At 35.1% G+C, this 13489-nt stretch carries 9 protein-coding genes; 3 read left to right on the top strand and 6 right to left on the bottom strand.

Annotation, left to right across the window (positions count from 1 at the left end; translation table 11 throughout):
* Positions 1–12: 12 nt before the first annotated feature.
* From asnB to polA, 6 genes are all read right to left on the bottom strand, one after another.
* Positions 13–1686, bottom strand: coding sequence for an asparagine synthase B (gene asnB, locus ACGH49_RS09555; protein WP_034911264.1), 1674 nt, complete (start codon positions 1684–1686; stop codon positions 13–15).
* Between the two features lie 177 nt (positions 1687–1863).
* Entirely contained in the window at positions 1864–2208 is a 345-nt protein-coding gene (locus ACGH49_RS09550; protein WP_411589167.1) for a YdbL family protein, read from the bottom strand.
* Between the two features lie 102 nt (positions 2209–2310).
* Positions 2311–2496, bottom strand: a complete 186-nt coding sequence (locus ACGH49_RS09545; protein ID WP_034911268.1) for a YnbE family lipoprotein — start codon at positions 2494–2496, stop codon at positions 2311–2313.
* 11 nt (positions 2497–2507) lie between these two features.
* Entirely contained in the window at positions 2508–4055 is a 1548-nt protein-coding gene (locus ACGH49_RS09540) for a YdbH domain-containing protein (protein ID WP_411589166.1), read from the bottom strand.
* Positions 4056–4175: 120 nt separating this feature from the next.
* The gene (gltX, locus tag ACGH49_RS09535) at positions 4176–5606 is read right to left on the bottom strand and encodes a glutamate--tRNA ligase (protein ID WP_411589165.1); all 1431 of its coding nucleotides are present in this window, start codon (positions 5604–5606) and stop codon (positions 4176–4178) included.
* Positions 5607–5887: 281 nt separating this feature from the next.
* Positions 5888–8665 (bottom strand): DNA polymerase I, encoded by a 2778-nt coding sequence (gene polA, locus ACGH49_RS09530; protein ID WP_411589164.1) that lies wholly within the window; start codon positions 8663–8665, stop codon positions 5888–5890.
* Positions 8666–8864: 199 nt separating this feature from the next.
* Between polA and folE the strand changes: the two genes are divergently transcribed.
* The 3 genes from folE (at position 8865) to ileS (ending at position 13486) form a co-directional block, all read left to right on the top strand.
* Positions 8865–9524, top strand: coding sequence for a GTP cyclohydrolase I FolE (folE, locus tag ACGH49_RS09525; RefSeq protein ID WP_296207626.1), 660 nt, complete (start codon positions 8865–8867; stop codon positions 9522–9524).
* Positions 9525–9703: 179 nt separating this feature from the next.
* Positions 9704–10648 (top strand): bifunctional riboflavin kinase/FAD synthetase, encoded by a 945-nt coding sequence (gene ribF / locus ACGH49_RS09520; RefSeq protein WP_411589163.1) that lies wholly within the window; start codon positions 9704–9706, stop codon positions 10646–10648.
* Between the two features lie 30 nt (positions 10649–10678).
* Positions 10679–13486, top strand: a complete 2808-nt coding sequence (gene ileS / locus ACGH49_RS09515; RefSeq protein ID WP_411589161.1) for an isoleucine--tRNA ligase — start codon at positions 10679–10681, stop codon at positions 13484–13486.
* Positions 13487–13489: the final 3 nt, after the last annotated feature.

Here is a 13489-nt window from a genome sequence, read left to right as displayed (position 1 = left end):
CGCTAAAACCAATTATTTTTTATAAGCGTCGTTATGAACACCAACCGCCGCACGTCCAGATGGATCATTTAAGTTCTTAAATGATTCATCCCATTCAATTGCTTTAGCAGTTGAACATGCAACAGTTGGACCACCAGGTACACAATGAGCCGCACTTTCAACTGGAAATAGTTCATTGAAAATTTCACGATACATATAAGCTTCTTTCGAAGTTGGCGTATTATATGGGAAGCGGAATTTTGCATTTTCTAATTGCTGATCAGTAATTTTACTTTCTGCAATTTCTTTTAATGTATCAATCCAACTATAACCAACACCATCAGAGAATTGTTCTTTTTGACGCCAAACAACAGATGCAGGTAAGTAAGACTCAAATGCTTCACGGACAATATGTTTTTCCATTTTACCATTGCTACCACACATTTTATCTTTTGGATTAATGCGCATTGCGACATCTAAGAATTTTTTATCAAGGAATGGTACTCGAGCTTCAACGCCCCAAGCCGCCATTGCTTTATTCGCACGTGCACAATCATACATATGTAGTGCTGCTAATTTACGTACGGTTTCTTCATGGAATTCTTTAGCATTTGGCGCTTTGTGGAAATAGAGGTAACCGCCGAACACTTCATCAGCACCTTCACCAGAAAGTACCATTTTTATTCCCATTGCTTTGATTTTACGTGCCATTAAATACATTGGTGTTGAAGCACGGATTGTGGTGACATCATAAGTTTCAATGAAATAAATTACGTCACGAATAGCATCAATACCTTCTTGAATGGTAAAGTTAATTTCGTGGTGAACTGTACCTAGATGATCAGCAACCGCTTGTGCAGCTTTTAGATCTGGAGCACCTTTTAAACCTACAGCAAATGAGTGTAACTGTGGCCACCATGCTTCTGATTTTTCGTGATCTTCAACACGACGTGCTGAGAATTTTTTAGTGATCGCTGAAATGACGGAAGAATCAAGTCCACCTGACAATAAAACACCATATGGCACGTCAGACATTAAATGACTTTTTACAGACTCTTCTAATGCAACACGCAGTGCATTAATATCCGTCTTATTGTCTTTCACATTTTCGTAATCCATCCAGTCACGTTTGTAATACGTTTTGATTTCACCTTCGGTACTAGATAGATAGCATCCCGGAGGGAAAGCTTCAATTGTTTTACAAACAGGCACTAATGCTTTCATTTCAGAGGCAACATAAAATGTGCCATTTTCATCATGACCTGTATACATTGGAATAATACCAATATGGTCACGGCCAATAAAATAGCTGCCTTTATTGATATCATAAAGGATAAAAGCAAACATACCTTGTAATTCATCAAGGCAATCAATACCTTTTTCTTGATATAAAGCAAGAATCACTTCACAGTCAGAACCTGTTTGAAACTCATAACGATCTTTGTACTGATTTCGGAGTTCTTGATGATTATAAATTTCGCCATTTACCGCTAAAACTAGGGTTTTATCTTTATTATAAAGAGGCTGAGATCCTGTATTAACATCTACAATTGATAAACGTTCATGAGCAAGAATTGCTTTATCAGACGCAAAAATACCAGACCAATCAGGACCACGATGACGCTGTAGACATGATAGCTCTAATGCTTTTGTTCGTAGCTGTTCTGGATCTGATTTAATATCAAGAATACCTAAAATCGAACACATTGATTTTCTCCATTTCAAATCGCATAAGCGATACTGTTACAAGTAAAAACTAACTAGATAAATTTTTTTATTTTGTTAAACATAAAACAAATATTTAAACAAACAGAATACACATTATTTATACACAATTAAAGCATAATTTGATTATACTTTTCTTACTACTGAAAAAAGTAGCAATTATTTTTTTAACCATTGGCCTTGTCGCTTTATATATTGACCTGCTGGGGTCTTTTCTTGCGCTTTACTACCGGCCTTTTTTTCTACTTCACTTAAAGGGACATTACTTTCAGCTGATACTTTTTGGTATTGTTCTTTACGAGCCTGATTAATTAATTGCGCAATTTCAGAAGCGTTACCTTCGTTTTTCACTACACCTAAATAACCATCAGCCTGTTCACCAACTATCCCTTGAGCTTTGGCTTGACTTAATGAATCCATTGCTTGATCCAAATTCAATGCAAGCGCAGAAAAAGATAACATAGCTGAAAATAATGCCAAGGTTGCTTTTTTACAGATATTCATAACAGACTCCTTAATAAATACATCATATTTTATTTATTTAAATGTGAGTATGGGTTTTTAATACTTATAATCAAAAAGACAGATAAAAATAAAATCTATCAATTAGTATAATCCAGATTTATTGATTATATTATCTAACGCTTTATCAACCTTAATATTAATTTCATGGTCTATCTTAACATTTAAATTGATATTAATTGGTTCACTCGGTGCTTGAACTTTGACAGTCGGTGAACAACCCGTTAATACACCTGCTAATATTATAATTGCAATAACATTTCGTACCATAAAATAACCCCTTATTTTGAAGATTTATTTTTTAAATAAGCTTCAATACGTTTACGGATTGGCTCACTAATTTGATCGGATAACTGTAAACTCATGAGCAATTTAGTCATATTTTCTTCAAGGTTGATATTTAAATTAACCGCTTTGCCATTTTCGACATCCAAATTACTGCCTTGAATATTCAATTTTAATTTGGCAATGTCATTAGCGTAATCAACTGCGCCTTGTAACTTAGTATAATGAAAATTTTTAATAATATCAGTGAGTATTTTCATATTGGGGTTATTTTGCCCATAGCTTTTGAGGGCAGAATTTTCAAATTGTAAATAACCCTCGTTGATCGTAACTAACTTGCCATTTTTAATGACAAATTTTAAAGCTGTTTCACCCTTTTTGTTTATCTCTGATAACGTAATAGGTAAAACGCCATCAATTGCACCATCACCAGCAAGCCCTTCAGAAGGATATTGCTTAAAAATATCTTTTAGTTGTATCTGTTTTAACCTTAAATTAAATTGTTGGGGTAATTTAGCTAAATTCAATTTATTTTCTTCAATAAAAACCAAACCAGAGAAGATATTAGCTTGAGCTTTTTTCCATGTAACCGTTCCTTTGTTTGGTGCTTTAAACGAGGCTAAATAGCTTCCAACTAATTTAATCTTTTCAAAAGCGAACCCCATATTTACTTCTTGAATATTTAATACCGGTGTTGAAATAGTAAATTGGTTATCTTTAATAATAATATTGATATCGCCTGTAACCGATTTGATTTCACTAGTTTTATAAATACCATTGAGTTTATTAATGGTTAATGTTGCTATAGCAGATAGTTGGTTACTATCAAATGGAATGTTTGACTTAAGTTGAATATTGAAATTCCCATTGGAAGAACCAAGGATTAAATCATCAGAAAGATTTGCTTTTTCTAAACTAATTGATGCTTTATCCGAAGTTGTTAATTCCAATTGATGACTAGATAACCAACCAGTAAACGGTAAGACTAAATTACTATTTTGTAAACCAAATTGATTTAGGGATGTTTTAAAAAGGCCGTTTTGTATGTCAATCCGCAAAGCCTGTTGATTAAACAACAAAGTGGCAGACAATTGTGTTATTTCTTGGGTATTGGTTGATAAATTAAGTTGTATTGCTTCTTGCTGTTTACTTATATCAACTTTTAAATCTAATCCCGCTTTATTTTGTTCATAAAGTCGCAGTGTATTTATATGAATCGTTTTAGGTAACCAATAAATAATAGTTGAAATCAAAGAGAGATCGGGATCAGATTGTTTAAGCGTTTCAGTCGTTATATCAACCGGATTTTCAATAGTTTCTAAAGCTATTTCAGATTCATTGGGTTGCCAATAAATATCTAAATTATTTGCAGTTAACTGCGATAATGAAATTGATAAATTTTTAGCAGTTATAGAAACTTGGGATGGTTTACTGACAGTAATTTCGTCAAAAGTAAAACCTTTAAAGCCAACGCTAGCACCATGCCAATCGACAATAATCCCATTTTTCTGCTTGAAAGTCTGCCAATAATGCCACCCAAACAAGCAAAACAGTATGAGGAAAAATAAGATACTGAGTAAGATCCAATAGCGTTTTTTTAAGCGAACCATAGGAGTTCTCACTTTGACAAAAAGGGTTGCAGGGATTTCCCTGCAATAAATATATTAATTTTGAGATTGCTCACGTTGATTAATATATGCCAAAGCCTTATCAATTCTAGCCAGCGCTCGTTTTTTGCCTACCGCAAAAATAGTTGCATCAACCGATGGCGATTGCCCGATACCTGTTACAGCAACGCGTAATGGCATGCCAACTTTACCCATACCAACATTAAGCTCGGTTGCAGTTGCTTCAATCGCATGATGAATTTTATCAATTTGCCAATCAAAGTCAGCAATAGCTTCAATTTTTGCTTTAATTGTTTCTAATGGCTCTTTGGCGACTGGGCGCAAATGTTTTTTAGCCGCATCGGCATCATAATCTTCAAAATCTCGATAGCAATAAGCACATGATTCAGCCATCTCTTTAAGCGTTTTACAACGTTCACCAAATAACTTAATAATAGTGATAAGATCAGGACCTTTTGATAAATCATATCTTTGTTGGTTCATATGCCAAATTAAATGTTGAGCAACATAATCCGCATCAAGATGGTTAATATAATGGTGATTTAACCAAAGTAATTTTTCAGTATTAAAGGCACTGGCTGATTTACTAACCGCATCTAATGAAAAATAACTAATCATTTCCGGAACAGAAAATATCTCTTGATCACCGTGTGACCAACCAAGACGCACTAAATAGTTAAGTAATGCTTCGGGCAAATAACCATCATCACGATATTGCATGACACTAACCGCTCCGTGACGTTTAGATAATTTTTGTCCATCATCCCCTAAAATCATTGATACATGACCATATTTAGGAATTGGCGCTCCTAATGCTTCTAGGATATTGATCTGGCGTGGTGTGTTGTTGATGTGATCTTCACCACGAATAACATGGGTAATTTCCATATCCCAATCATCAACAACGACACAGAAATTATAAGTTGGTGAACCATCAGTGCGGCGAATAATAAGATCATCAAGCTCTTTATTAGCAATCTCAATTGGACCACGGATTAAATCATTAAAAATAACGGTGCCATCAGTAGGGTTAGCAAAACGAACAACATGTGGCTCATCATGTGTATGCTCTTGTTGTACTGAAGCACAACGGCAATGCCCATCGTAACGCGCTTTTTCACCTTTTGCCATCTGCTCTTCACGCAATTTTTCAAGACGTTCTTTAGAACAGTAGCAACGATAAGCTGTGCCTTTGGCTAACATTTCATCGATGACTTGATTATAACGATCAAAGCGTTTAGTTTGATAATAAGGACCTTCGTCCCATGATAATTTTAACCAATTCATACCTTCCATTATTGCTTCAATCGCTTCAGGCGTTGAGCGCTCAAGATCGGTATCTTCAATGCGTAATACAAATGCACCTTTTGCATGGCGAGTATAGAGCCAAGAATAAAGTGCTGTACGAGCACCACCTACATGTAAATAGCCTGTTGGGCTAGGTGCAAAACGGGTTTTGATTTTCATGAAATAATCCTAATAATAACGAAAATAGAGCTTTAACAACAAAACGAATACCAGCACCATTTCCTTTGATTCTGCCATATATTAACAAGCAGAATAATATGTTTGTATCAATTCAATTTAGTTGCTTATTCTAACACGCCGAAAGGTTTCGGCAATAGTTCCATTATAGTTAACAGGTTAATTTAACTTGTTAAAAAGTTTCAGGAAAGTATATATTTAAGTATAATATCAGCCTTAACTAGACAGATAAGGCTGAATTATTTAGTACGAATTTAGTATGATTAATGTGCTTCATCCCAATTATTACCGAAACCTACATCCACTTTTAATGGTATAGATAGTTGGTAACAATTTTCCATGATCGATTTTATCTGAGCTTTATATTGCTCAACTAATTCTTCTTTCACTTCAAATACTAACTCATCGTGTACTTGCATAACCATTCTAATATTATCTACAGGTAAGCTTTTTATCCATTCACTTACCTTAATCATTGCTGTTTTAATAATATCAGCCGCTGTACCTTGCATTGGGGCATTAATGGCAGCACGCTCAGCACCACGTCGTTCAATACCACTTCCTGATATTATTTTCGGAAGATATAAACGTCGACCAGATAGGGTTTCAACATAACCTTGTTCAGCAGCTTGTTGGCGAATTTGGTCCATATACGCTTGAACACCTGGGTAGCGCTCAAAATAACGATCGATATAAAATTGGGCTTCTTTACGCGCAATATTAATTTGTTTGGATAAACCAAAGGCGCTCATACCATAAATTAATCCGAAGTTAACCGCTTTTGCACGTCTTCGCTCTTCAGAAGTCACTTCAGATTCAGTTTTACCTAAAATTTCACTAGCCGTAACACGGTGAATGTCTTTGTCATGAGAAAAAGCATCAAGTAAACTTTTATCTTGTGATAGATGCGCCATGATACGTAATTCAATTTGCGAGTAGTCTGCCGAAATAATTTTATATCCCTTTGGTGCAATAAAAGCTTGGCGAATTCGTCGCCCTTCTTCATTTCGCACTGGAATATTTTGTAAATTAGGGTCATTTGATGACAATCGACCCGTTATAGTTCCAATCTGGTTATAATTGGTATGAATCCTTTGATCTTTAGGGCTAATCATTAAGGGCAATTTATCAGTATAAGTATTTTTAAGTTTAGCAAGACCACGATGAAACAAAATCATTCTTGGCAATTCATATTCGCGAGAAAGCTCACTTAATACTTCTTCGCTAGTTGAAGGATCGCCTTTTGGTGTCTTTTTTAATACGGGCAATTGATGCTTATCAAACAAAATCGTTTGAATCTGTTTAGGTGATGCAGGATTAAATTTTTCTCCTGCAAGTAATTGCAATTGAATTTCTGTATCGTGTAATTGCTTACTAAGTTCATTAGAAAATTTGTTGAGCTGTTTAGCATCCACAAGTACACCCGTTCTTTCCATTTCAGCTAACACTATCGCAAGAGGTATCTCAATATCAGTAAATAGCTTAGTCAATTTTTGATTTTTTTCGAGAATTGGCCATAATTTTTGATGTAGTTGCAAAGTAATGTCGGCATCTTCAGCAGCATATTTTGTTGTTTTTTCTAACTCGATTTCATCAATAGTAAATTGTTTTTTATTAACTTTGGTTAGTTCATCATAGGTAATGGTGTTATAATTTAAATAACGACTAGCCATGCTGTCCATATCATGACGCTCGGTGCTATTTAATACATAAGATTCAATCATAGTATCAAACGCAATCCCTTGCACTGTTATTCCATAGTTTGCCAGCACACTGTAATCAAATTTTGCATTTTGGGCTATTTTTTTGATTTCTGGATCTTCAAATATTGGTTTTAATTTAGTTATTACATCATCTAGTGGTAACTGCTGTGGCACACCTAAATATTGATGCGCGAGTGGAATATAAGCAGCTTCATTAGGGTTAACACTTACTGAAATACCGACTAACTTTGTATGTACATGATCAATACTATTCGTTTCTGTATCAAAAGCAAATTGTTTACTCTTAGCTAATTTATCAACCCAATTATCTAACTGCTCATGAGTTAAAATGCATTGGTAATCAATTGCCACTTTTTGTTTAACAGCTTTATCATCCGTATCAAATAAAGATAGATTATCTTTACCTTCTGTTGTTAGATTTTTTTGTTTTTTTAAGAATATGCCAGTAATTAACTCTTTTTGCCATCGATGAAAACCGTAATAAGTAAATAATTCAACTAATGCATTAACATCAACATCACCAGCAAGCAGTTGTTCATTGGTAAAATCTAACTTAACATCGGTTTTGATCGTTGCTAATAGATAAGAAACTTCAGCCTCTTTTTGATTATCTTTCAATTTTTGTTTTAAAGATTTAGCGCCTCGGATCTTCAATTTTTCAATATCATCTAACCGATTATAAATATCTTTGATGCCATTAAATTCAGCCAATAAACTTTGAGCTATCTTTTCTCCTATCCCCGGCACACCAGGGATATTATCGGATGAATCGCCTCTTAAAGCTAAATAATCAATGATTTTTTCTGGTGGAACACCAAATTTTTTTATTACCGCTTGTGGATCTAATTGGGTATTATTCATTGTATTAATCAATGTGATTTTATCGCTCACCAGTTGTGCCATATCTTTATCACCAGTGCTGATTAATACCTCTAGATTTTCCCGTTCAGCTTGTCTTGCTAATGTGCCAATTACATCATCCGCTTCAACACCTTTAATACAAAGCAGGGGTAACCCCATGGCTTTCAAAATAGTATGAATAGGTTCAATTTGTGGTCGAAGATTTTCTGGCATTGCCTCCCGAGTGGCTTTATATTCACTATAGATCTCGTTACGGAAAGATCCTCCTTTAGCATCAAAGACCACTGCAATATGTGTAGGATTATATTGATTAAGTAAACTACGAATCATATTAATTACGCCAAAAATAGCACCTGTTGGTTCACCTTTAACATTGGTTAATGGGGGACAAGCAAAAAAAGCGCGATAAAGATAAGATGATCCATCAATTAAAATAATTGGTGTTTTATTTGGCATTATGGTTACCTAAACGTTATTTAATTTTATAGCTGATAGTATAACCTAATTAGCAATAATATTCTTACGAAGGAGATAATATCGTGTCAAAAAGTTTCAGGAAAGCATGTATTTCAGTATAAATCATCCGTAAACAACTGTATATTGCATAATGAGTGTTATATAATAACGTATTCATTTTCGCTTGAGTATGTAATAAATGACACAATTAAGCCCTGCCGCGCAAAAAGTCAAAGAAGCCCTTGTAGCTAAAAATCTTGAAACACCATTATGCCGTTTAGTTATAGATAATAATGAGCGTAAAGCAAAAATCGAGTCGCATTTTCGTGAAATTATGAAGCTAATGGAACTTGATTTATCTGATGATAGCCTTGCACAAACTCCTCACCGCGTGTCGAAAATGTATGTTGATGAGATTTTTTCTGGTCTTTATTACGAAAATTTTCCAAAAATTACGTTAATCGAAAATAAAATGCAAGTTGATGAAATGATAACGGTTCGCGATATTACACTAACTAGTGTCTGTGAACACCATTTTGTCACAATAGACGGTAAAGCAACGGTTTCTTATATTCCCAAAGATAAAGTCATTGGTTTATCGAAAATTAATCGAATTGTAACTTTTTTTTCCCAACGTCCTCAAGTACAAGAAAGATTAACACAACAAATTTTAGTGGCACTACAAACACTACTAGGTACGGTTAATGTGGCAGTTTCTATTGATGCAACCCATTATTGTGTTAAAGCCCGAGGCATTAAAGACTCCAATAGTATTACAACAACAACTGCGCTCGGAGGAGGATTTAAAACAAACCCAAGCACAAGGCAAGAATTTTTGCGAGCACTAAACCATTATTAATTTTATAAATGGGTATGTTTGAATCACAACAGTTTAAAGTATGACCGAGTCACTTAGCATTTTATCTCAAACAGTGAAAATACTTGAAGAAAAGCGATAAAATCCAACTTTATATTGCGTGCATCTTCAAGAAAGATTGGTATAATTCTTGGTTACTTAATATAAATAACATTGTTTTCATGAAGATTATCCGTAGTATAACTAATCTAAAAAATCAGTTTTCTCAATGTGTTCTAACCTTGGGAAATTTTGATGGCGTGCATTTAGGACATCAACAATTAATTAACCATATTATTAAACAAGGTAAAAAACTCAATCTTCCCACTGTTGTGATGTTATTTGAGCCGCAACCACTAGAGTTTTTTGCCCAAGATAATGCGCCGTCACGTTTAACTTCATTTCATGAAAAAGTTATTTTTATTGAAAAATTAGGTATCGACTATATTATTGCTATTCCATTTACCCAAACTTTTGCCAATATGTCTGCCGATCATTTTATTCAAGATTGGTTGATCAATAAGCTACAAGCTAAATACATTACAATTGGTGATGATTTTCGGTTCGGATTTGAACGTAAAGGGGATATCAACCTTCTACAACAATATTCGCGAAATCATGATTTTGTAGTAGAAAGCATACCAACATTTGTTTGGAATAATTTTCGTATAAGTAGTACTGCTATTCGCCAAGCACTTTTGAATAGTAATTTTGAATTGGCTCATTGTCTATTAGGCCGTGATTATACAATTCAAGGTCGCGTAGTTCATGGCAATGCTTTAGCAAGGGAGTTGGGATTTCCAACAGCAAATATTCACTTACATCGAAAAAAGCCTGCACTACAAGGAGTCTATTTTGTTAAAGTCAAAAATATCTTCAATAATCAACATTATCACGGTATTGCCAATATTGGGATAAGACCAACTATTAATGGAAAAACCGCAATACTTGAAGTAAATCTTTTTGACTTTTCGGGTAATATATATGGACAATATTTAGACATAACGTTCATCAAAAAATTACGCGATGAGAAAAAATTTGACTCATTAACAGAATTAAAACAACAAATTACACAAGATATTTGCACTGCAAAAAAGATCAGTGCAAAATTAACCAATAAAAAGTAGTATCAACACATTTAACTGGAATAAATCAGCATGACAGACTATAAAAATACATTGAATCTACCAGAAACTGGATTCCCAATGCGAGGAGATCTTGCTAAACGCGAACCAGCAATGTTACAAAATTGGTACGATAAAGAACTTTATCGCAAAATTCGCTCGGCCAAAAAAGGTAAAAAAAACTTTATTCTGCATGATGGCCCTCCTTATGCAAACGGAAAACTACATATTGGTCACGCCGTTAATAAAATCCTTAAAGATATTATTATCAAATCAAAAGGGTTAAGCGGTTATAATTCCCCTTATATTCCAGGATGGGATTGTCATGGCTTACCGATTGAACAAAAAGTCGAAGAGCAAGTTGGAAAACCAGGTGTAAAAGTAACACCTGCTGAGTTTCGTCAAATTTGCCGCGATTATGCCGCTTCACAAGTTGAACTACAAAAAGCTGATTTTATCCGTATGGGCGTACTAGGTGATTGGCAAAACCCTTACCGTACAATGGACTACAATACCGAAGCTAATATTATCCGTGCGTTAGGTAGAGTGATAAAAAACGGTCATTTAGTCAAAGGCGCTAAACCTGTTTATTGGTGTACCGATTGTATGTCATCTTTAGCCGAAGCAGAAGTTGAATATTATGATAAATCATCGCCAGCAATTGATGTGAAATTTAAAGCTGTTGATAATCAAGCTGTAGCAAATAAATTTGGTATCAATACTGATTTAACCATTTATGCTGTTATCTGGACAACCACGCCTTGGACATTACCAGCTAGCCGAGGGATAGCTTTAAATGCCGATTTTGAATATCAACTTGTTCAAATCAATGATAAAGAGTGCTTAATTTTAGCAACTGATTTAGTTGAATCTGTAATGCAACGCGCCAATATCGACCAATGGAAAGTATTAGGTAGCTGCCAAGGTAATGCTCTTGAGTTGTTACGTTTTAAACACCCATTCCTTGATTTTGATGAACCAGTTGTACTTGGCGAACACGTTACAATTGATGCAGGTACAGGAGCTGTGCATACCGCACCGGGACATGGTACAGAAGACTTTATGGTCGGTCAAAAATATGGTCTTGAAGTGGCAAATCCAGTTGGTGGTAATGGTTGTTACTTGCCTGGAACGGGCGCTGGTCTCGATGGGTTATTTGTATTCAAAGCGAATAAAGTTGTCGTTGAAATATTAAAAGAACATAACGCACTATTTCACTTTGAAAATATTGAACATAGCTATCCATGTTGTTGGCGTCATAAAACACCGGTTATTTATCGTGCAACACCACAATGGTTTATTAGCATGGATAAACAAGGTCTGCGAACGCAATCATTAAAAGAAATTAAACAAGTTCGTTGGATCCCTGATTGGGGACAAGCACGCATTGAAACCATGGTTACTAATCGCCCTGATTGGTGCATTTCTCGCCAACGCACATGGGGTGTACCTATGACGTTATTTGTTCACAAAAAGACCGAAGAACTTCATCCAGATACACTAGCATTAGTTGAAAAAGTTGCACAGCTAGTTGAAAAAGATGGCATTCAAGCTTGGTGGGATGCTGATATTAAAGATCTTTTAGGTCCTGATGCTGATGATTATCGTAAAGTACCTGATACGTTAGATGTTTGGTTTGACTCAGGATCAACATTCTCTTCTGTTGTGCGTGCACGCCCTGAATTTGAAGGACATGATGCAGAAATTTATTTAGAAGGTTCAGATCAACATCGTGGTTGGTTTATGTCTTCATTAATGTTATCAACAGCAATTGATAATAAAGCCCCTTATAAACAAGTATTAACACATGGTTTTGTGGTTGACGGTCAAGGCCGTAAAATGTCTAAGTCACTAGGTAATATTGTGACACCACAAGAAGTGATGAACAAACTTGGGGCTGATATTTTACGCCTATGGATTGCATCGACCGATTATTCAGGCGAAATGAGTTATTCGGAAGAAATTATCAAACGGGCTGCCGATAGTTATCGCCGTATTCGTAATACCGCACGTTTTTTACTGGCGAATTTAAATGGATTTGATCCAACTAAAGATATGGTAAAACCAGAAGATATGGTTGTTCTTGATCGCTGGGCAGTTAGTATGGCAAAAGAAGCGCAAGAACAAATTATTCAGGCTTATGAAAATTACGATTTCCATAAAGTTGTACAACGTATTATGCAATTTTGCTCAATCGAAATGGGATCATTCTATTTAGATATTATTAAAGATCGCCAATACACAGCAAAAAGTGATAGTATTGCCCGTCACAGTTGCCAAACTGCTTTATATCATATTGCGCAAGCAATGGTTCGTTGGATTGCACCTATTTTATCATTCACTGCTGATGAAATTTGGCAATATCTGCCAATAGCTGATAAACAAGAATTTGTTTTTGAAGATGAGTGGTATACAGCTCTATTTACATTGCCAGAAAGCGAAGCATTAAATAGCGAATATTGGGCTCAGATTTTAGCCATTCGTAGTGAAGTGAATAAAGTGCTTGAACAAGGTCGTAATGATAAAGTGATTGGTGGGGCGCTTGAAGCAGCTGTTACGCTTTATGCTGATAAAGATATTGCAGCAACATTAGCTAAATTAGAAAACGAATTACGCTTTGTATTACTAACATCACAAGCTAGCGTAAAACCATTACAAGAAGCACCAGAAAATGTGGTGCAAAGCGATATTCAAGGACTGAAAATTGAACTCGCTAAAGCACAAGGTGATAAATGCCCTCGTTGCTGGCACTATACCGTCGATAATGAGCCAACATCACATTTATGTAAGCGTTGTGAAGAAAACATTCACGGCAAAGGCGAGGTAAGGCATTTCGCATAGCAA

Source organism: Gilliamella sp. BG7 (genome assembly GCF_046635565.1).
Classification (GTDB): domain Bacteria; phylum Pseudomonadota; class Gammaproteobacteria; order Enterobacterales; family Orbaceae; genus Gilliamella; species Gilliamella apicola_P.
The sequence above is the reverse complement of the archived record's forward strand: the minus strand, read 5'-3'. Positions and strand labels throughout refer to the sequence as shown.